15 protein-coding genes are annotated in these 23,060 nt (G+C 38.8%); 3 read left to right on the top strand and 12 right to left on the bottom strand.

Features of this window, described 5'->3' with window-relative positions; all coding sequences use genetic code 11:
- Positions 1-15 precede the first annotated feature (15 nt).
- Complete coding sequence (locus CD33_RS13835) at positions 16-306, top strand: HesB/YadR/YfhF family protein (RefSeq protein ID WP_036201552.1); 291 nt, start codon at positions 16-18, stop codon at positions 304-306.
- Between the two features lie 390 nt (positions 307-696).
- Here the strand turns inward: CD33_RS13835 and CD33_RS13830 are convergent, their stop codons facing one another.
- On the bottom strand, positions 697-1,245 hold the full coding sequence (locus CD33_RS13830; RefSeq protein ID WP_036201551.1) for a flavodoxin family protein: 549 nt from the start codon (positions 1,243-1,245) through the stop codon (positions 697-699).
- A 164-nt stretch (positions 1,246-1,409) separates the two neighbouring features.
- Here CD33_RS13830 and CD33_RS13825 point away from each other — a divergent pair, with 164 nt between their 5' ends.
- Both CD33_RS13825 and CD33_RS13820 read left to right on the top strand, forming a co-directional pair.
- Positions 1,410-2,306, top strand: coding sequence for a 3-hydroxyacyl-CoA dehydrogenase (locus tag CD33_RS13825; RefSeq protein WP_036201550.1), 897 nt, complete (start codon positions 1,410-1,412; stop codon positions 2,304-2,306).
- Positions 2,307-2,556: 250 nt separating this feature from the next.
- Entirely contained in the window at positions 2,557-3,477 is a 921-nt protein-coding gene (locus CD33_RS13820) for an oxidoreductase (RefSeq protein ID WP_036201549.1), read from the top strand.
- A 39-nt stretch (positions 3,478-3,516) separates the two neighbouring features.
- Here the strand turns inward: CD33_RS13820 and CD33_RS13815 are convergent, their stop codons facing one another.
- From CD33_RS13815 to CD33_RS13765, 11 genes are all read right to left on the bottom strand, one after another.
- Positions 3,517-5,094, bottom strand: a complete 1,578-nt coding sequence (locus CD33_RS13815) for an amidohydrolase (RefSeq protein WP_036201548.1) — start codon at positions 5,092-5,094, stop codon at positions 3,517-3,519.
- A gap of 140 nt (positions 5,095-5,234) precedes the next feature.
- Positions 5,235-6,185: a VanW family protein gene (locus CD33_RS13810; protein ID WP_036201547.1), complete on the bottom strand. Its 951-nt coding sequence runs from the start codon at positions 6,183-6,185 to the stop codon at positions 5,235-5,237.
- A gap of 77 nt (positions 6,186-6,262) precedes the next feature.
- The gene (locus CD33_RS13805) at positions 6,263-7,381 is read right to left on the bottom strand and encodes a Ger(x)C family spore germination protein (protein ID WP_036201546.1); all 1,119 of its coding nucleotides are present in this window, start codon (positions 7,379-7,381) and stop codon (positions 6,263-6,265) included.
- Entirely contained in the window at positions 7,368-8,486 is a 1,119-nt protein-coding gene (locus CD33_RS13800; RefSeq protein ID WP_036201545.1) for a GerAB/ArcD/ProY family transporter, read from the bottom strand. The genes CD33_RS13805 and CD33_RS13800 overlap by 14 nt, the downstream gene beginning before the upstream one ends.
- A complete protein-coding gene (locus CD33_RS13795) occupies positions 8,483-10,012 on the bottom strand; it encodes a spore germination protein (protein WP_036201543.1) in 1,530 nt (509 codons plus the stop codon). Before CD33_RS13795 ends, CD33_RS13800 begins: the two co-directional genes overlap by 4 nt.
- A gap of 123 nt (positions 10,013-10,135) precedes the next feature.
- Complete coding sequence (locus tag CD33_RS13790; RefSeq protein ID WP_156967321.1) at positions 10,136-12,244, bottom strand: methyl-accepting chemotaxis protein; 2,109 nt, start codon at positions 12,242-12,244, stop codon at positions 10,136-10,138.
- Between the two features lie 279 nt (positions 12,245-12,523).
- Complete coding sequence (locus tag CD33_RS13785; protein WP_036201540.1) at positions 12,524-13,495, bottom strand: VanW family protein; 972 nt, start codon at positions 13,493-13,495, stop codon at positions 12,524-12,526.
- A 176-nt stretch (positions 13,496-13,671) separates the two neighbouring features.
- Positions 13,672-14,523, bottom strand: a complete 852-nt coding sequence (locus tag CD33_RS13780; protein ID WP_036201539.1) for a CheR family methyltransferase — start codon at positions 14,521-14,523, stop codon at positions 13,672-13,674.
- A gap of 18 nt (positions 14,524-14,541) precedes the next feature.
- Positions 14,542-17,781 carry a response regulator gene (locus CD33_RS13775; protein WP_052130244.1) on the bottom strand — a complete coding sequence of 1,080 codons (3,240 nt, stop codon included), beginning with the start codon at positions 17,779-17,781 and terminating at the stop codon, positions 14,542-14,544.
- 38 nt (positions 17,782-17,819) lie between these two features.
- Complete coding sequence (locus CD33_RS13770; RefSeq protein WP_052130242.1) at positions 17,820-19,886, bottom strand: EAL domain-containing protein; 2,067 nt, start codon at positions 19,884-19,886, stop codon at positions 17,820-17,822.
- Positions 19,887-20,093: 207 nt separating this feature from the next.
- Entirely contained in the window at positions 20,094-23,054 is a 2,961-nt protein-coding gene (locus CD33_RS13765) for a sensor domain-containing protein (protein ID WP_036201538.1), read from the bottom strand.
- Between the last annotated feature and the right edge of the window lie 6 nt (positions 23,055-23,060).

Raw genomic sequence — 23,060 nt, 5'->3', positions numbered from 1 at the left:
AGGGGAGGCTATGGAATGAACATAAAAATTACCGAAGAAGCATTACGATGGTTTAAAGAAGAAATGGAAGTGTCTGCTGGCGATATGATTCGCTTCTACGCAAGGTATGGAGGCTCTTCTCCTTTTCATGAAGGATTTTCTTTGGGCATGAATCGTGAAGAACCTCATGATGTAGGGGTAAAGAAAATAATAGATGAGGTTCATTTTTATATAGAAAAGAATGACCTTTGGTTTTTTAATGACCATGATTTACTTGTCGATGTGAATGCAGGAACCGAAGAACTGAAATATGACTATATAAAATAAAGGTCCAAGCGAGGAGTGATTGTAAAATGACTTCTCGCTTTTTTCTTGCTACCGATGAAGGTTTTTCAAGCTTTAGAGACCATTAATATTACCAGGTTCGGTCGTAGTCTTCGTGAATAGAAAGATAGAAATATTGCTGCAACAACGCCCCGAAGGAAATTGGGGTTTGTCAGGTGGGATGTTGGAGAGCATGAGCCTATTATTACCCTTGCAACTTCTCGAGAACACAAAACACGAATATAAAGGGTTTATTCAACCATATATTTATAAACTACTAAGCTGATAGCAAACATCCAATATAAAACGAGCTGACCCTAAGCAATCAACTCGTTTGACCATCTATTTTATCCATCCAAGACAGTTTCACTATATTTCTATTCTCCTACTTCATTACAGGTGTTGGAGTAATGTTTCTCTCAACTGTCTTGCAGCGGCAATTGCTTTTGCATCCCCTTGAATCTCTCCGGGTTTACTTGCTTTACCGATAACATAACCTTCGAGAGCCATCCCGAAATAGTCGCAAATGTACTGAAACTGTTGAATCATCGGCAGTGCTTTAATTGCCGGCTTATCTCCTCCTACTGCAATAACATAGGCACTTTTTTTCGCCAAACTTTCCTTAAAGTCTGGATAATTTTTATCTCTTAAAGTTTGAGACCACCGATCAATAAACAGCTTCATTGTCCCGCTCATGCTATACCAGTAAACAGGGGTAGCAAAGATAAATACGTCATGCATCAAGATTCTTCCTATAAGATGATTGTAATCATCAAGAACCTCCTGAAACCCAGCATTTGTATGACGTTCATCCTTAATGGGCAAAATATTGTACTCGCGAAGATAAAACTTTTCAACGGGCACCCCACTTACCGCTTCCTCCGTTAACCATTCCGTATTCCCATTCTCACGGGTACTTCCATAAATGACTGCAATCGACATGTATACTCGCTCCTTTCCTACTATCTTATTCATTTTCAACATCTGAAAGAACTCACGACCGTAACTAGCCTGATGAAGAAACTTCTAATAGATGTTTAAAAAAATGTAGCATGTGTATTATGTAAAGTGAACAAAAAACTACATGTTTAGATAGGAGTTTTAGCATGAATTATAAAAAAATAGTGGTTGCAGGCAGTGGTGTGTTAGGTAGTCAAATTGCGTTTCAAACCGCCTTTAAAGGATATGATGTTGCAGTTTACGATATTAGTGATGAGTCAATCGATCAAGGAAAAAACCGAATGATGAATTTAAAAGTCCGCTATCAACAAGATTTAGGGGCTACAGATGAAGAAGTAAACTTGGCTTATAATCGCATGTCTTTTCATAAAGATCTTTCAGAAGCCGTTACAGAGGCGGATTTAGTAATAGAAGCAGTGCCTGAAGTGGAGGAAATTAAAAAAGCTTTTTATCAACAGCTGCGTCAAGTCGCTCCAGAGAAGACGGTATTTGTTACTAATTCGTCAACGATGCTGCCAAGCCAATTTGCCGAAATTACCGGGAGACCCCATAAATATTTAGCGTTGCATTTTGCCAATGAAATTTGGCTTAATAATACAGCAGAAATTATGAAACATCCCAATACCGAGAAAGAGGTTTTCGAAGATGTCATCGAATTTGCTAAATCTATCGGTATGGTCGCGTTGCCGATCCAAAGGGAACAACCAGGATATATTTTAAACTCATTACTCGTGCCATTCTTGGAGGCTGCCCAGATGCTTTTAGTAAAGAAGATTGCAGATGTCGAAACTATAGACAAAACTTGGATGATTGCTACAGGCGCACCAAAAGGTCCTTTTGCAATACTGGATATAGTAGGCATCAACACGGCTTATAACATTGCCAATGCAAAAGGAGAAGCCGGAAATGAAGAATTTAAAAAATTAGCGAACGTATTGAAGTCAGAGTATATTGATAAAGGAAAATTAGGGACTGGAACAAAACAAGGTTTTTATAGCTATCCAAACCCAAGCTATTTGGAACCGGGATTTCTAGACAGCTAAATTATTGCGGCACAGCGAGAAGTTGTGTCGCTTTTTTGACGGTGAAATACAGTACAATTCGTATCAGCGAGTAGAAAGTCTTTTGCCCTTCCTCTTTCAATATATGCAAACTCCTTGCATGCTTCTTAAAACAACATCCTCCGTTTTCTTCTGTTTCCAAGTTTAGAACATATAATAGAACATAATCTACTAGACTTCATATAGAACGTTAACCCCATCAATTATTAGGGTAAAAAGGAGTGTGTGAAAGTTGCCTAGAGGTTGGACTAAAAGAGACATTGGAGATTTAACAGGAAAAGTAGCAATTGTTACCGGAGGAAATAGTGGAATCGGCTTTGAAACAAGTCTAGCCCTTGCCGAAAACTTCGCAACGGTCATTCTAGCAGTTCGAAATATGAATAAGGGGCATGAAGCGGTCGATAAAATCAAAAAAGGATGTCCTAATGCAGACGTCCACGTGTTGAAATTGGATTTAGGCGATTTAGAAAGTGTGAAAGAATTTGCAGCCGAATTTAAAATGCGATTCCGCTCATTATCGTTGCTTATAAATAATGCAGGCGTGATGATGCCTCCCCGCAAAGAAACAAAAGATGGATTTGAAGCACAGTTCGGCATTAACTTTTTAGGGCATTTTGCTCTGACTGGCCTGTTGCTCGATTTAATTATCAAAACTCCTGATTCAAGGGTTGTTTCTGTTGGAAGTCTAGCAGCGCATAACTTGAAACCTGAGTTTGGTAAATTTACTGGAAAGAAATACAAAAGCACAGAGCTGAAAAGCTATGGTCAAAGTAAGCTTGCTTGTATGTATTTTGCAAAGGAGCTCCAATACCGGTTGCGATCCCGGAACATTGATTCCAAAAGTATTGCCTGTCATCCGGGAATAGCTCAAACTTATTTATTCGGTAAAGGTTCCCGAAGTCTTAAAGCTCGATTGACCCGTGCCTCACTAAAAATGATTGGTCAGAGCGCGGAGGCGGCTGCATACCCAATTTTATACGCAGCAACAGAGCACTCCATAAGAGGGGGAGAATATATCGGGCCAGATGGACGAAAAGGGATTAAAGGTTTTCCTGCCGAATTGGAACTGTTAAATGAGCAGTTTGTTGAAAATGTATCCAGTAATCTATGGACATTGTCGGAGGAACTAACCGGTGTTACATTTAAATTCTGAATAAATCCCCCCTTTCCATTAACAAGGGGGGATTCCATGTTATAATTCAAAAACGATTCGTCCAGCAACGACCGTTTTAACAGCCTTTGCTTGCAACATATCTTCAGAAGTACCATCAAATAAATCTCGATTAAAAATAGAAAAGTCAGCATCATACCCCGGTTGAATAAGCCCTCGCACATCCTCTTTGCCAATAGCTTGGGCACTGCCATAGGTGTAGGCGCGGATTGCCTCAAAACGCGTAAGCTTCTCTTCCGGAAGATAGCTTTCATTGTCAGAAAATGGCTTTTTACGTTCAACTGCTGCATAAATGGAAGCAATTGGGTTAATGTCTTCGATTGGGGCATCTGTTCCTGCTGCGCACATCATGCCGCTATCCAGCATTTTTTTCCATGCATAAGCGTATTCAAGACGAGCTTCTCCAAGTCTTTCTCTAACCCATGGGAAATCAGAAGAGACAAATGCTGGTTGGATGTCAATTACCGCTGGTAATTTCGTCATTCGATTCAGTAAATCTTCATTTAACACGCAACAGTGGATTAATCGATCACGTTTTCCTTTGGTGATAGGGTATTTTTCGATTGCCTTGACAACTTGTTCCGCCGCCGCATCTCCAATCATGTGTACGGCAATAGCTTCATTGTACTTGCGTGCTAACTTCACAAGTTCCTCGAGTTGGTCATCTGTATGAATGAGTAGACCTTTATTCGATGGCTGATCGGAATATGGTTCAATGAGCGCTGCAGTTGCCCCACCTAGTGAACCATCCGCAAATATTTTCATGGCACCTGGTTCAATAAATGGCTCATCAAATGACAAATCGGCTTTCATCATCTCTTCAAATACAGTATGGTGCCGCAATAAATTCACTCGGAAGTGATGTTTCTCCCCGATTACTCTCTCATATGCCGTAAGAGGATTCGTAAAGACGCCAAAATAGCTCATATCTTCAGTATGTCCACCCGTCAAACCTTTTGACAACATGTCATCAATGGCTAGATTTAATGACCCGACTAGATCTTGTATATATGCTTCTCCTTCCCGTGGTATAGCATTGGTCACCATGTTGCAGGCTTGCTCATATAAAAGGCCATTTAGCTTCATTTGATGATCTCGTCCAATCTTGCCGCCTGCAGGTGATTCAGTATCTTCTTGAATGCCACCTGCTTGTAGAGCCGCGGAATTCCCCAAAATTACATGGTGACAAACGCGGGTTAAAAGGATCGGGGCTGTTCGGATAGCATCGAGCTCTTGCATTGTGGGTATCCGTTTGTCGCTGAAATTATTTTCATTCCACCCTTCCCCAAATAACCATTTATCTGAAGGCGTATTTTTAGCAGCATCTCGCACCATTGCTAGCATTTCTTCTGCCGAAGCAGCTTTTGACAAATCTAGTCGAATTAACTTTTCCCCATGGAAAAGGATATGAAGATGACTATCGACAAATCCTGGATACATCGCAGCCCCTTCAAGATCGCCAAATGCATCCGCTTTCATTTTCAGTTTATCGATTGACCCTATTTCCACAATTTTGCCGTTCTCTACCAGTACCGCTTCAACCATTTCATTTTCTTGAACCATTGTATATATGGGACCACCATACCATAATTCTTTCATTTAAAAACCAACCTTTCAAAATAAATTAAAGATAAACCTGTTTTGGAGATTGTTGCTTTTTCTACTAATCTCATTATGCTATTTTCTTCCCTATTCCTCAAGCAAGGCTTTTTGCTTACAAAAAGAAAAAGACACGGGAGTCACGTGTCTTCAGGTAATTGACTTAGTTCATTTTTCAAGATTTGTTCGTATTCTTTGGAAGTTTTAATTTGAATGGTTATAGTGCCTGGTTGATAATAAGCTTTCACCAGGAAAGGAACGCCTAATGTGTTTTGAAATTTAAAATCCAAACCACCGAAGGATACCGTTGCATCCCTTCCTTTCGGAACATATCCTACGTCCTTTGAGTGATTATGCCTTTCAATAATGTTTAGATCCAATTTATCCACCGCATTAAACAAAGTGGAAGATGTTTGACAAATTCCACCACCAATTCCCATGACCATTTTACCTTTAATAATCTCAGGTGCCATTTGATAGCCTGTTGCGACGTCTCTTGGGCCGACAACGGAATTAAACGAAAAAATGTCATTATTGCCCACAATCACATTATCAATGGCTAGTGCAGATAATTCGATGTTTTTGCTTCTTCCGGTTTTATACGCTTTAAAGTTTGTGCTATAGGATGCCAGCACCACTTCGTTAAGATAAGGAATATCCTTTTCGCTATAATCACTTTGTATATACTTTAGAGGTAATTCAATTTCTCCTCCTGAAAAAGAATGTTGAATAATTTGTTCCACAAGCCCCTCTTCATCTACTTTGATAAGTGGTCTGCCTTTTATGATTTCTCCGTGATCACCTATTTTATCCAGAATCATCGGTTTCAAATAACCACCGCTGTTCTCGGTACCATTTGCAAATTGATGGACCCATTTTTCAACGTCATTTTTAAATCGTGAAAAGTCGGCTACCAATTCATAATCGGAAGGAGATATTTTCTTAACTATTTCTTTTGTGAATGGATCGATGATTGCAATCGTTCTTTCAGCGAACGAATCACCCTCAGTTGCTTCCTCAGCTGCAATTTCCGTGCTATTCAATGCAAGAAAAAGGACGAGTACAATAAAGAGAACCTGATTATTTTTCATTTGCCTTTACACCTAACCTAACCTATGTTCATAGGCTTAGCATTCCCCAAACCTATCGAAATATGAAGGGGCACTAATTATTCAAACACGCCGTTCCGAATGATTTCAACATCAACATCTACATTTACTTTCATGTCCTGGAACATTTCTCTCCACTTTTGGTCAGTTAATTTTGCACCCCGAACTTGCGCTCGATACTGTTCCCCGAAACCGTAAATATCGGAATTCACCTCTTGACTATATTTCAGGATCCGTGAAAGTTCATTCTTTACCTTTTCGTTTATAGCTTTTTCAATTTTTTCCAACAACTTTGCATCACTGGTTGGAATTAAAGAATTGATTTCCAATAGTCTGCATTTCATATCGATGGTCAGGTCAAACTCATTTTGTTCCGGATTCACCACTTTGATTTTTCTTTTGGTTTTGATGGAATCGATGGCGATTTGCAATTGCTTTTCTTCAAATTTGGATGAGTCGATGGATTGTCCATCTAAAACTAACTCGAGCGTACTGTCTTTGAAATTATCCTGCATCATTAAGATGTAGAAGTTATCCCCAGCCGGAAGATTCCCAACCATTTTCCCATGGCTAAAAAAAGCAGTTCCATCGAATTGAATGAATTCGCCGTTTTTGCGTAGAATGGGCAAAGCAAAATTTCTCACTTCAGAGTAATTATCCCGGACAATTTCGTGCAATGTCGAGGAAATAATGTGCTGTTGTTCAATATTGTGGTCCATCAAATTGTAAATATGTTGGCCGACATCCGTAACATCCTTGTAAGGGTACTCAAGAAGCGATTTTGACGTACCTTTTACAACAGCCAAATAAATGCTTGTACTAATTTCATTATTCATCATGGTGGTGTGCAATGCATCTTCTATGCCATTTTTCGCCAAGTCCTCACCGAATAGTATGACTCGCAATTGGCCGGCTGCCAGTTTTTTAGAAGTTTTCATATCCACCTTAACGCGAGTCCCCCGACTTGTGCTTTCAGTTTCGGATTGGACTTCCACTTTACTTTGCAGTTCAGGATTAATTTGCCTGATGACGGAGGTAGCTGTCACTTTATCTTCTTCTGCTGCATCATAACCAATCAAGGTAACCAGACCTATCCTTTCAAGGATTTCCTGACTTGTACAACCGGTGACGAGAATGCAACTAAGTAGCAAAACAATGAGAATATTACCCTTTTTCATTTTTTCTTCCCCCTTTTCTCAATACATTTTTTAAACTTGCCATGATATAGAGCAGGATAGGATAGAGAAAAACGATGACAAAAGCGATTTGTGCAAAAAAATTGTTTATATCATCTATTTGGGTACGTGATTGCATCGGAATGTTGGCGATAAACATCAAGATGCTAAAAAGCCAAATAAACGTCGTTCCCTTAACATTTTTAAATCGTTTTACGCCGCGATAAGCTGACCAAGCAAATAAACAAAGATTCGGCAATATAATAATGGTCCAGAAACAAATAATGATAATTTCGATTCTTTCTATAAACGGGAGTTTGATAACGGTAAATAAAGTCAGGGTTGCCCAAAGAGTTCTTTCCAATTGGGCTTCACTGAAATAAACAAGTGATACGAGTATGACGGACAAATAAATGAATAATGTACAAAGAAGAGCAAGGTGAACGTATTTTTGAACTTTATTTTTTTCCTTGGCATATGGATAAAGTGTATTGATGACCTCAAATCCGACGATTGTAAAGGTCATCGAATAAGCCCCTTTAAAAATGCTTGTTATATCGTGGCCAAATAGAGGCAACAAATGATTATAATGTGCATACTTCAATGGCATGTACACCACAATCAAGATCCAAAGGCCCGTCATGAAACTGAAAAAGCATACTCCTAGCATGACTCTTAACCCGCCGGTAAATGCGTAAATTACAAGTATTAACAAAACCGTTGTAATGAATGACTGTGACAGATCGGGAAATACCCATGTGTTGATGACTTCAATATAGTTCTTGATTACTGAATAGAAAGCAAATGTACAATAGAGAACATAAATGATATTTACAATACTGCCGATGAACTTGCCGAATATGTCCAGATGAATACCATATAGGTCGTTGGAAGGGTATAATTCGAGCGTCTTTATCATGAAAAAAACAACAATATGTGAAAATAGAGCAGCTAATATAACAGAAATCCAAGCATCATGACCGGCATCTTTTACAACGACACGCTGAAAACCATGAATACCGACACCTACTTGAGCTGCTGCAATGACAAAAAAGAAGAGAGAGGCATTAAACTTCTCGTCATTGCCGATTTGGAGAGTGGATTTCACCTGATCACCTTCTCTTCTTTTGCAAGGTTTTCGTTTGTTTCCTGATTGTTACTCTGTGCTCTTGAATTTACTGATTGGCGACTAATAAACGGTAATGGCATCCTGATAAAACTATCCGGCCAGTCTTTCCACCTTGGCGGGTAAATCGGTGCCATGTACGGTGCTCCCAAGCTCGATTGTCTTAATAAATGAATAATAAGGAAACAAAACGCCAGCATTACACCGAAAAATCCCCAAAAACCTGCCAATATTATGATTGGAAAACGTAATATCCTAATGACATTACCCATCAGGTAATTAGGGGTTGTAAACGATGCTAGTGCGCATAAAGCGATGATAATAATCAATATGTTGCTTGTGATACCTGCTTCAACAGCTGCTGTTCCCAGTACGATACCACCAACAATCCCGATCGTTTGCCCGACCTTTGTTGGCAATCTTGCCCCGGCCTCCCGAAGCAACTCAATAATCAATTCCAGCACCAAAGCTTCAATAATTGGAGGGAAAGGAACAATTGCCCTTGATTCACTCAAAGGAACCAATAATGGCTGCGGGATAACTTCATAATGGAAGGTTAGGGCCGCAACATAGATAGGGGTGAAAAAAATAGAAATTATCATTGCCATAAAACGTAGCAAGCGGATAAATGTTGCTATTTGCCAACGAAGGTTTTGGTCTTCCCTGCTTTGAAAAAATTCAATGAATGTATATGGACAGAGGATCGCCATGGAACTGCCGTTAACAACAATCCCTACTTTCCCGCTTAGAAGGCCATCGCAGAATCTATCGGGTCTTTCTGTTAATAACAACTGAGGAAACATAGAAAATGAGTTATCATCTATCAATTCCGATAATACGGCACTGTCAAGCAAGTCCGAAATATCAAGATCTTCAATCCTTTGACGTATTGTATTGACATGCTGCTCGGATGCAATGCCGTCAATATATAGCACCGATAATGAAGTCATCGTGTCTTTCCCTAAAGTAAACTTTTCATTACACAAATTGGGATTGGTAATATAACGGCGAATCAATGATATATTTGTCGCCAGGTTTTCATTAAAGCCCACCTGTGAACCGATTACTTGGGATTCGTTCTCCGGTGCGGATAAACCTCTCGATTGGTAGGAGGATATTTTGGCAATGACCAGTTCGGAATGGCCTTCCGAATGAATTAATACAGCACCTATCAGCATTTCCAATACACTTTTATTAAGCTCCGCAGATAAGTCTATTTCCGCAATAGGAAGTTTTTCTTTTATCGTTTTTGGTGGGGCACTTTGTTCTTTTTCTAAAATAGGCAATATTTGTTCGTTCAAAATTTTCCCGTCGATGAGAAAGTCCAGATAGACAATAGTAACTGTGGCACTAATATTTTTGATAACCAAATCTGCGGGTGAATGAACCTTCTCTTTAAGAACATCGAGAAACTCCCTTTTCGATGCTGGAATTGGTAATTTTTCAGGTTCCTCTTTATTCTGTTGTTCATTTGAATTCGTTGCATTTTTTTTTGGTTCTCTGAACATAAAACTTCTCTCCATTTCCTATCTTTACATAGGATGTCGATAAAGAATTGAACTATACTTTTTAATTTTGCAAAGAAAATAGGCAATTTTTTCGCTTAATTAACGAAAAAATTGCCTATAACTTTACATTTTAAAAGCTTGCGCAGCGGATTTCAGATTCTCCGCCATAATTGCTAAATTATCCGCTGAAGCCGCGATCTCTTCCATTGAACCATTTTGTTGTTCGGAAGCCGAAGCAATCTCTTGCGTATTGCGTGAAGCTTCAATCGATATTTTGGATATATGTTCAATTTCATCAACCATTTTTTCTGAAGAGCTTTTAATGTGTTGACTTTCATTTAGTATTTCTTTCATATGAATGGAAACTTTGTCGACAGCTTGTGCAATATTTTCAAATTCACTGCCAGCTCTTATCACTAATTCTTTTCCATCGTTTACGGCTGAATTTCCCTCATCCATTGCTTGAATGGATAAAGCAATCTCATTTTGTATATCCTTGATCAAATCACTAATTTGTCCGGATGCTTTACTTGATTGTTCAGCAAGTTTGCGCACCTCGTCGGCAACAACGGCAAAACCTCTTCCATATTCGCCTGCCCTTGCAGCTTCAATAGCCGCATTAAGTGCTAGCAAGTTTGTTTGGCTGGCAATGTCGGTAATTACAGAAATGATGTCATTGATTTCCGATGATTTTTTCCCAAGTCCATTGATTGTATCAGATGCTGCATTCGTTTTTTCTTCAACCGTTTTCATAAAGGTAATCGTATTGCCAATCACTTCGGAACCAGAGCTGGAAGCATCAACTGCTTTGCTCGAAATTTCGTTCGTCTGTTGGATATTATCCGCGATTGCCGTTATACCATTAGATATATTCGTAACGACTGTTTTTGCGTTGTCCGTAAAGCTGACTTGTGTTTCCGTGTTGGACGCAATCGTTTGGATCGAAGCTGCAATCTGTTCTGTAGCTTGAACAGTTTCATCCGAACTTGCCGATAGCTCTTCGGAAGAAGAAAGTACGTTATCCGACGCCTTTTTAATTTCTGAGACAAGATGCTTAATATTATCAATCATTAGATTGAAGTTGTTTGAGAGTTGCCCAATTTCATCTCGTCGTTTTGTATTAATAACCCTAGTCGTAAGATCCCCAGTGGCGATTCTTTCCATTTTTGCTGAAAGGACAAGAATAGGCTTCGTAATGCTTCTTACAATAATAAAAGTTACTAGAACGATGAGGACAGCTGCAATACAAATCATGAGGATTGTCGTATTTTTTAGAGCATTTGAGTCAGCAAGTATTTCGTCGGAAGGTGTATAAATACTTAGTCCATAGCCGATCGATTGAATCGGTGTGTAGGTGATGATGTACTCTTCATTCTCATAATCAAATCTAGAAATGCCTGCTTCTTGAGTACTTTTCTCTATATATGATCTTAAAGCTCCGATATTAGCTTCCTCAAACTTACTTCCAATCAAATCGTCTGAAGGATGTTCTTGAATAATGCCTTGCCCGTCAACCAGTGTGATTGAGTTGGAACTTTCTTCCTCCGCCAAATATGTATCAATCAAATCTTCCAGGTTTGCTGCACCAGCAAGTATTCCTACAATTAACCCTTTGTCATTAATGATCGGCGTGGCCGCAATGACAACCCGATTCCCTGTCTCTTCAGAAATTAATACCTCGGAGAATACAGATTTACCTCCAAATACACTCGGTACATAACTTTGCTTGCTATAATCCGCCCCGATACTCCCTTTTAATGTGTGGGTCAATACCGTTCCTTCTTTATCAATAACAAACATCGTTTCAAATTCATCTGAACGATTTTCCAACATATTGATATAAGGCAAGATTCGTTCAGCATTCATTGTTTTCATGACATCACTAGCAGCAGCTACTTGCATTTCGGATAATTGCGAGCTGAACCATTGTTCGATGGACTGCGCCTTACTCACTGCAAGTTTCTGCATGGCATCTTGTTCTTTCTCTATCAAAATACCACTATTATTATTTTGAATAAAAAATGCAACAGCGATTAGCGGGATGATCGAAATCAATAGAATGGCACTTATGAATCTAGTTCGGATACTGATCATTCGTCCTTGCTTGCTTAGTTCTTTCTGACTCTTTTGCTTTCGAATCTTCGTTGAACCCTTTTGAATTTTCTGTTTTTTCTTCTCAGTTTGGTTAACTGGATTCTTCTTCTTTTTTGGCTTTTTATATTTTGGTATCAATAAAGTAGCCCCCCCGGATGCGATTCCAATATTCAATTGTTTGAATAATGAAGTTTAAATTGTAAAACCCTCCCTTTTTGAGAAATATTTTCAGAATTAATTATATACTAAAAATAATATTAATAAAATATAAATTTAGAACATTACTACTAAAAGAAAAATTTAAATTAGTTATAAAGTATAACTTTTTAAAATTATTGATAGCTTATTTGAATTAATTTGCTTTCCAAACAAAAAAAGACACCTTTGAAAGTGTCTAATTGTACCATTCAACTGACATCAATGATCGACATATTCTTGTGAGGTGCGGATTTCGACAGTTATCGAATTTCCGGAAGTTGTCGAAACGATCATAAAAGGGATGCCGGTTGTATTTTGAAATCTGAAGTCGAGTGTTCCATAGGAGACGGTTGCGTCCCTTCCCCTTGGAACATAACCAATGTCACGTGAATGATGATGCCTCTCAACATAGGAAACACCCAATTGATCTACAGCATTAAAAAGTGTCGAGGACGTCTGACAGATTCCCCCGCCGATTCCTGTTACAAATTCGCCATTGATGATTTCCAGTGCTTCTTGATAGCCGGTTTCTTTTGTTCTTGGGCCTACCGTAGTATTAAACGAAAAATAATCGTCCACTCCAACAATCACTCTGGATATCGCATCCGAAGATCGCTTGATATTATGCGCACGACCACTCACAGAACTATCGTAATAAGTCGTATAGGAAGCCACAATTACCTCATCCAGGGTGTCGAATTCGGTTCGATCATAGCCGGTTTCTGTTAGATAGAGCGGTAATTCAACATTTCCTCCATCCGGGGAAACAGCAAGAATCCTTTCGATGAGCTCACTCTCTTTTAATACAAGCATAGGCGTCCCTTCGACGAGTTCGCCTTTTTCATTCACAAAATCCAGGACCATTCGTCGGTCATAGCCCTCTCTTGACTCTGTCCCCCGTGCAAGGTCTTTTGCCAGCAGTTCAATTTGGTTGACATAATTGGCATAATCCGTATGAAAACCTAGCTCTTTTGTGGATATGGTAGTGATAGTTTCCTCTGTGTTCGGGTCGATTAGATGAATTAAATAAGAAGGTTTTTTTTCTTCTTCCAAGACCGGCTTCTCAAGCGTTTTTTCTGTATTAACGAATTCATCGTCTTTTTCTATGAGAGGATTTTCTGTGATACGTTCCGTTTGGTCGGTACACGCAACTAATAATACGAACATAACCAAAATGAAAAGTGCTTTCATTGCACGCCCCCTATTCGACATTTTTCTCCAATTACTAATGTATTCAGAAGGGGGTGAAAACGTCCCTGCTCATCATTCAGGGAGCCTTTAGGCAATGAAATGTCATCGAAGCAAACATTATCGCTACAAAAAAACTCGAAAATACATCGATATGCATTTTCGAGCGAGAAATAATTTTATTTTATTTTTTTATAAATTTTTTGCGACGAACTAATCTCTTCATACAACTTATAATAATTTGTGTAGTTCAGTGATTCTTTATTGCCAAGACATAAGACGCCAAATTTCCCTAGACTTTGATGGAAAAGATGATGCACCTTATTTTGTAAGTCCTTGTTGAAGTATATTAATACATTACGGCAAAGTATGACATGAAACTCATTGAACGAGTGGTCTGTTACAAGATTATGTTGGGCAAATACTACATTTTTCGTCAAGTAGGGATGGAATTTCACTCCGCCATCCGTGACTTTATAATAATCCGAAAATGCTTGTTCACCACCCGCTTGCATATAATTGTTTGTATATTTTTTCATACGCTCCAAAGAAAAACATCCATTCTTCGCGGTTTTTAAAACATCTGTGTTAATATCCGTCGCGTAAATTTTCGTTTTTTCATAAAGCCCCGCCTCATGTAAAAGGATGGCCATTGAATAGACCTCTTCCCCGGTAGAGCAACCCGCATGCCAGATCCGAATAGATGGATACGTTTTTAGTTGGGGAATGACATTATCTTTAAACGATTTGAAAAACAAGGAATCTCGAAACATTTCAGTAACGTTGATGGAAAAGTCGGCTATCAGTCTCTCAAAGCAGGTTGCATCATGCAAAACTTTATCCAATAGGCGGGATATCGTGGTTAATTTCTCTCCATGGACCCGATGCCATACCCGCCTTCTTATCGAAGGATAGGCATAATCGCGATAATCATATCCATACTTTAAGTAAATGCCCTCAAGGAGAAGATGAATCTCCAGTTTCTCAAGTTCATCTCCCTGGTTATTATTTTGTAAAGTGGTTTGATCCATCGTTTTTTCCCCTTCAGATTAATATAACCATACTGTTATAAGAGAAATTAATTGGTCGGGCTCCACAGGTTTTGCAATATAATCGGATGCACCAATTTCCAGGCATTTTTCGCGGTCTTCTTTCATCGCTTTCGCAGTAAGGGCTATCACCGGCAAGTTTTGGTGGATCGGCATTTGGCGAATTTTTGCAATGGCTTCGTATCCGTCCATTTCAGGCATCATGATATCCATTAATACGATCTCAACGTCTGGATGCGCATCCAACATCGCAAGGCTTTCCAATCCGTTTTCCGCAAATACGACATCCATTCCTGCCTGTTCTAGAACGCTCGATAAGGCAAAGACATTCCGAATATCATCATCGACAAGCAAAATTTTCTTTCCTAATAGACCTTGCTTCGGCTGGACTTGTTGCGCATCTACGGTCACAAAGTCCGACTGCCTGCTAGAAGCTTCAAGATAATCTTGGAGCTCCGCCACTAATCTATCGGGAGAATGCTCATTTTTTATAATAATCGTTTGGGCGAGTTTATTTAACTCATTTTCTTCTTTAAGCGATAAATCGCGGCCAGTGTAAATAAAGATACTAATGTGCTGATTGGCATCATTATTTCTTATTTGTGCCAGTAGATCAAAACCATTGGTATCGAGTAAGCCCAAGTCAAGGATGATACAATCGATTGCCTCTACCTTCAATGTTTCAATTGCTTCTTTGCCTGATGATACTCCTTTAATTATGAAGTCCATGTTCCCGATGAGCTCCATCAAACTATTTCGTTGGTTAAGGTCATCATCGACAATTAGCAAACGTTTGATGTGGCTGGTTTGTGTAGATTGACTAGTGATTGGTTCACTAACTGCCTGAATATCATGTTGCAATATACCCGTATTGTCGTCCAACTCGGCAGCTGCCACTTCCGATGGGCGCAAAATCGGTTCTTCCACATAGGGATGGCCCTCGAAGTTACCGACATAGAACGTAAATTTACTTCCCTTTCCTTCTTTACTTTCTACCTCTATTACTCCTCCCAGAAGTGCTGCGAGCTCTCTACTGATGGACAACCCCAAACCTGTACCGCCATATTTTCTGCTTGTCGTTCCATCTGCTTGCTGGAAAGCCTCAAAGATGAGTTCTAGTTTATCATTTGATATCCCTATACCCGTATCGACGACTGAAAATGCCATAATCGGTTTTCCGTATTTTCTAGTTTTATATGAATCTTGCGAAATGAACAAGGCTACTTCTCCTGTGGAAGTAAACTTGAATGCATTGGAAAGCAGATTCTTTAATATTTGTTGAATACGAATTTGATCAGTGAAAATTGCCGCTTGGGCATTCTCTTCTACATGGACCTTGAAACTGATATTTTTGCTCTCTGCGATTGCGGCAAAATTACTTTCAACGAATTCTACCAACTCTTGGATGGAAACATCGGTAGGTATGATGTCAGTTTTTCCGGATTCGATCTTTGCTAAATCCAAGATATTATTAATTAAAACCAACAAATCATTGCCAGATGAATAGATTGTTTTTGCATATTCGACCTGTTTGTCGGATAAATTATCACTTGGGTTATCTGCTAATAATTTTGAGAGGATAATTAGACTATTCAATGGTGTGCGCAATTCATGAGACATATTAGCCAAAAATTCCGATTTATATTTTGAACTTAAAGCAAGCTGCTCTGCTTTGATTTCCAACTCTCTTCTCGCTTGCTCCACGATTCGGTTTGCCTCTTCATACTTCATGTTTTGCTTTTCAAGACTTTTTGCTTTTTCCTCTAGCTCTGCATTTGTCTGCTCCAGTTCCTCTTGCTGCATTTGCAGTTTCGTTTCCGAGTGGCGCAAACTTTGAGTTTGTTCTTCCAATTCTTCATTGGTAGCTTTTAATTCTTCTTGCTGATTTTGTAATTCTTCGGATTGTGCTTGAATCTCCTCCATTAGTGTTTGCGTTTCTTCAAGCAGGCTTGTTAATTGTATCCTGCCAATCACACTCTCTAGCACGATTCCTAAATTTAACACCAATTCTTCCAGGAAGACATGGTGCGTAGGGCTGATTGCTTTTAAAGAAGCGATTTCAAGCACTGCATTTACTTCTCCCTCAAACAAAATGGGCAAGATTACTACTTCCGCCGGAGTTGCTTCACCAAGACCTGAAGAGATGCGAAGATAGTCAGTTGGCACATCGGTAAGAATGGTTGGTCTTTTTTCGATAATTGCTTGCCCTAGAAGCCCTTCGCCTGGTTGGATTGTCTTTTTCAATGCTTGTGGCTGCAGTGCAAAGGTCGAGATGAGATGAAAGACCTCATTGTTATGTGTTTTAATATCTCTAACATAAAATACAGCGTAGTTTCCTTCAATTAAAGGAACAACTTTTGAAAGCAACGTTTTCCCCAACTTCTCCAGGTCGCGTTTCCCGGTAATGGAGGATGATATTTCCGCTATATGGGACTTCCTCCACGTTAATTCTTTTTCTATTTGGATTTGTTTATCCAGAGTATCCGTCATTTGGTTGAAGGAGTTGGCCACTCCGTCAAACTCATCATTGGAAATGACATCAATTTTGGTCGTGAGGCTTATCTTCCCTGCCGCAATGTTCTTCATAATTTTTGACATAGTAGTAATTCGTCTCGTAAAGGACAAAACCTGTCTCAAGATAATCAACATAATAATGACGATTGCGACAGCCAGCATGATGGAAGTTAAGCTTGTTTCGCTTTGTGTATTGTCGACCATGTTGTTCAGTGATTTCTCTAGTTCTGCATCATAATCGGAAGTTATCTCCCTAAGAACAAGCGTAAAATTTTCATGCAGCTGTTCGGAACTTTCATCGATCAATTGCCTTGCCTCTTCTTTTTTATTGGCATTAATTAGTGATACCATTTGATTTTTATATGCTTCAAACTCACTATTTACACTGTTTAATTTGCCGACTAATTCCTTCTGTTTCTTATTTGTTGCAATTTGTTCCAGTGTTTGTATATTTTTTTGGATTTTTTCTGACTCTGCTTCTATTTTAATTATTTCATCGTTGATGGCATTTTCATTTGTGTAGATGATTAAATTTCTTAAATTCATTCCTTGATCTTTAATGTCTACCCGAATAGACCCTGCAAGGATAGATGAATCAAAGCCTTTATGGATCTCGTCGCTTGTGTTATTTAAGTGCGAAATCCTCACAAATCCACTACCAATCACCAATAGAAGCAGGATAGGCAGAGATGATAATGCCAATAACATTTTTGTCTTAATTTTCATGCTTCACGCCCCGTCCAAAACATTTAAAACTATAGTGCCTATCTAACTTTTTTTTCATTAATACATGTTTCATAAACTAAAGCGATTGCCTGAACCCGATCGGAAAGATTCAACTTTGAAAGAATGTTCGTTATATGATTTTTTACAGTATGTTCACTTATAAATAGTTTTTCCGATATTTCCTTGTTGCTTAGTCCCTCTACAATTAGTGAGAAGACATCCACTTCCCGGGTGGAAAGCAAGTTGTCTTGTTTAACTTTTTGAATCGCGAGGGCAATGAGGGATTTATTGATTCCCATTTCCTCAGTTGCATCCAACCTAATGACATTATCGAGGTTTTTATTCTTTAATGGGACTGTATTTATATTTTCGTGGTTCTTTCTCTTTGCATATTGAACAAATTCACCTGGTGACAATGGTTGACTATAATAGTAGCCTTGTATTTCATCACATTGCATCTTTTTCAACAAGTTGAGTTGATCTTCTGTTTCCACACCTTCGGCAATGACACGGAAATTCAGATTTTTAATTAGAGTGATGATTGATTCGACAATGATACGGCTATTTTTTTGTGGGTCGGTTATTTCCTGGATATATGATTTATCGATTTTGATGGTATCAAAAGGAAATTCCCTCAAATAATTGATTGATGAATAGCCGGTCCCATAATCATCCAGCGCAATATTAATATTAAGCTTCTTTATTTTCTCCAGTGAACTTTTGACAATTTCTTCATTGTGCAAAAGAGCCGTCTCGGTTACTTCTATTTCCAGCAAAGAGGGATCCACCTTTGAAGCTTCGAGAATTTCTCTCAGATGTTCCACCAGGTTTCTTTGCAGAAAATGCTGTGCATTAAAGTTAACGGATATTTTCAAGGAAGGTAGCTGTTCTTTCCAGCAATTGAGTTGTGTGCAAACTGTTTTTAATACCCACTTATCAATTTCGTATATAAAGTTTGACTCTTCAGCAATAGGTATAAAAACATCCGGTCTGACGATTCCCCACTCGGGATGATTCCATCGAATAAGTGCTTCGGCATTGACTACCTTGCCCGTCTGAAGATCGATCCTCGGCTGATAAACAAGGGAAAATTGATCTAGTTCAATTGCTCTCCTTAACTCATGTTGCATTAAGAACTTTCGATAAGACTCCATATTCATTCCTGAATGGTAAACCTTATATCTATTTTTCCCTTGTTCTTTTGCAAGATATAGAGCGGCATCCGCATTTTTCATTAAAGTGCTTGAATCTTCGGCATCATAAGGGAAAATGGAAAGCCCGATGCAAGTTGTCATGTAAAATTCAAAACTATCAATATAAAAAGGTTCTTTAAAGCTGTCTAACAATGTTTCAGCAACTTCTAGACACCCTTCACGATCACTATTTGATAGAAGTATGATAAATTCATCTCCACCGATTCGTGCGACAAAGTCCGTCTTTCTAACTGAACTAAGAAGTCTCTTGGAAACCTGTTGCAGTAGCTTGTCCCCGATTACATGGCCGAGGGAATCATTTACCGATTTAAAACGGTCTAAGTCCAAATACATCAATCCGAGCGTCTCGTTGCTCTGTTTAGCCTTCGTCAAAGTTTGGAGCAGGACGTCATGAAACTTTCTTCTATTCGGTAGATTCGTTAACCCATCATGATAGGCCATATATTCTATCGTTTGGTTCTTTTCTTCGAGGCTTTTAGATTGTGCGACAATTTTCTTGTTTAACAGATAGAGCTCCACAAATCTTTCAACTTTCGATTTCAAAATAAGAGGGTCAAAAGGTTTTAAAATATAATCAATGGCGCCAACGGAATACCCCATGAAAATGTGTTCCGAATCAAGATTGTTTGCCGTAATGAAGAGAATCGGAATATGCTTTGTTTTTTCTCGCGCCTTAATGATTTTGGCTGTACTAAATCCATCCAGACCAGGCATCTGGACATCAAGGAGAATGACCGCAAAATCATATTTCAATAAATATTTGAGTGCTTCTTCACCTGAATAAGCTTTTATTAAATTATATTCATCTCTTTCTATGATTGCTTCCAAAGCTAATAGGTTTTCCGGACGATCATCTACCAATAGAATGTTTATTCGATCCTTTTGATTCATCTTTTCTCCCCACCCTTTACTATTAACCTCTAATAATTTGGTAGTACTAGAATACCATAGTGTTTAAAAGGATGGGAGATATAAACTCCCTAGAGGAAATAACTTTAATTTAGAATATCAGGACTAAAGTAGTGAATAATGAATCTAGAAATCTACTTTAAGATCTTCTTTCCATTGAGATGTTCATTTGATGTTTAGAGCAAGCAGCTATCTGGCGCCATTGGCCACATTTTTTAAGTAGTGAAATTTATCTTCGTGCACAAAATCACAATTCGAAGCGAACGCATGTTGCTTTAGTTCAAAAGAGAGCCTTCTGAGAATTTCTAGTAAGTGATTCCTTTCATTTTCATCGATTGAAAACTCAACTCCATATTCAAAAAAGTCATCCTTAATTTCAGTCTTCCAAACGATGAAACCATTCAGGACAATCGGATTACTCATAATGGTGCATTCGAAAAGATACATCACGTCAGGTCGAACGGGTAGTTGCATATTGGATGTAAACTTTAGGCCACCTAAGCCAATACTGTCGATGACTACTTTCGTTTTACCTAGTTTCACTTTTCTTCCTTGGAAAGATGTTAAAGTCATTTGGCTGCTTAATGGATAAAATAATTCGATTCGGGAAAATGCTCTTCTTTCCATTTGCTCTGGAGTATCACTAATAATCTTCGATTTCAGGTAGATATTTTTCAAAAATAATTGGAACTCTGCCTCCGGGACAGCCTCACTAAAAAGATAGCCCTGGATTTCTTTGCATCCTTGTTCCTTTAAAAATTCCAGCTGTTCGATTGTCTCGACACCCTCTGCAACAAGGTTCATTCCCATTCCTTTAGCCATGAAAATAAGAGAAATAATGATAATGTCCATTTTTTCATCTTGCTTGATCAGCTGAGTAAACGATTTGTCGATTTTGATTGTATCGATAGGGAAATCACTAATATGCGCCAAAGAAGAGTAGCCTGTGCCAAAATCATCCAATGCGATTTTGATCCCAAGTTCCTTTAAAAACTGAATAGCAAATTCCACTTCTTTCTCATGCTCGATCAAGGTAGTTTCCGTAATTTCAAATTCAATTAGGGAAGCTTCAATTTTATATTTATTTAATAGTGACAAAATCAATGTAACCCAATCACTTTTTAAAAATCTTTGGGATGTGATGTTGATGGAAATCGGTACAATTTGTAAATTCCCCTTCCTCCACCTGTCAATTGAGCGGCATACTTCCTTGAATACCCAATCACTGATCTCATTTATATAACCGCTTTCTTCTGCTATCGGAATAAACTCTCCTGGAGAAACCAAGCCCCAAACAGGATGTTGCCAACGAACCAACGCTTCCGCACCAAGCAATTTGCCAGTTTGGGCATCTACCCTCGGTTGAAAGTGGAGAACCAATTCATCATTCACAATCGATTTTCTCAAATCACGCTCCAATTCAAACGTTTTGAATGAAGATATATTGAGGGTCGGCGAATAAATATGATAGCTGTTTTTCCCATTTTGTTTGGCCCGCAAGACTGCAGAACTCGTATTTTTTAAAACTTCGACCGCCGTTTTGCCATTAGTAGGAAACTCACTACTCCCGATACTTGCTGAGACGTAAAGCTCAAATTCTCTTACCAAAAAAGGGTCGCTTAAATGATCGATTACTTTCTTGGCAATCAATTCGGGATAGTTGCTTTCATCATATTCCCATAATATGAGCCCGAACTCATCTCCTCCAAGCCTTGAAAACAAGAAAGTGCCAGTCAATAAATTATTGACACGCTCACAAAATTGTTTCAAAACAATATCCCCGATTTCATGTCCGAGGGTATTGTTAATATTTCTGAAGCGGTCCAAATCGAGGAACAGGACGGTAAACGGTTTCGCTTGTCCTATTAGATGTTCGACTTTTTGATTAAACAAAATACTATTCGGCAAATTGGTGAGGTTATCATAGAAAGCGAGTTGATGAATTTTGTCTTCATAGTTTTTATGCTCAGTAATATTGGAGATAATTCCATCAACCCGAATCACTTGCCCATGGTCGTTTAATACAGGGAGTGTCTTGTCGTGGACCCAAATGATGTCCCCGTTGTTATGGAAAACCCGATACTGAATATCAAAGCCCTTTCCTTTCAAGACTTCGGCATAAGATTTACTATAATGCAGTTTGTCTTCCGGATGGATCAAATCTTCCAGACTCCCCTTTTGGTAAAACATTTCAGTTGGGTAGCCAAGTATTAATTCAATGCCGGCCGTAACAAGAGTAATTCGATCGTTCACTGTATCGTAAGATCGAATGCCCGGCGATAAATTATCAAAGATATGCTCAAACCTTTGTTTTGATTCCAGAAGTTCTTTTTCTGCTAATTTTCTATCTGTAATATCCTGTGTATTGCAAATCAAGCGACTGGGTTTTCCGGTTGGATCTTTGACTACCGAAATTCTTTCATAAACATAACGGATTGTATTATCCCCGCGAAGCAACCGGTACTCAAGTGTATTTCCAGCGCCATTTTCGATAATATCATTAAAATAGTTTAAATACTTTTCACGATCGGCAGGATGAACATATTCTAATCCTTCGGCGATATTGGGTGTATAACCTTCCTCGATTTCCCTGCCGCAAATGATATAGAGCTGGTTCGACCAATAAATCTCATCCTTCTCGATGTCATAGTCCCACGAACCAATATTCCCGCAGCTTTGGGCCAGTTCCAATCGATTCAAGATATTTTGAATCTTTTGCTCATGTTGGACATACCCGGTGATATCTTGCGCCATTCCATAAATGAAAAGCACCTCTTTGTCCCGATTCATGAATGGTACCAAGGTGAGACCGATATTCACTTCATTTCCGTTCTTATGTTTTACAAGTTCTATGATACTTTGTGCCTCGCCGTTAAGTGCCAATTCGAACGATTTCTGAACTTCTTGATGAAAGAAAAAATGATTAAAGTCTGATACAATTGTTTTTTCTGAATAGCCGAAGATGGAAAGTAATGACGCATTGAAAAGATCCACCTTACCTTCGAGCGATAGTGTAAATACGGCATCGGGATGCTTCTCGAACATGGCCTGAAAGATGGCCGCATTCGGATAGTTGTCACTTTGGAGTGTAGATTTGTGTTGTTTTCCGGTTTTATTTTTCGTCATTTTAGGTAAGATTGAAAATTCCATAAAAAT

Source organism: Ureibacillus sinduriensis BLB-1 = JCM 15800, from assembly GCF_000772955.1.
Lineage (GTDB): Bacteria > Bacillota > Bacilli > Bacillales_A > Planococcaceae > Ureibacillus > Ureibacillus sinduriensis.
The sequence above is the reverse complement of the archived record's forward strand: the minus strand, read 5'-3'. Positions and strand labels throughout refer to the sequence as shown.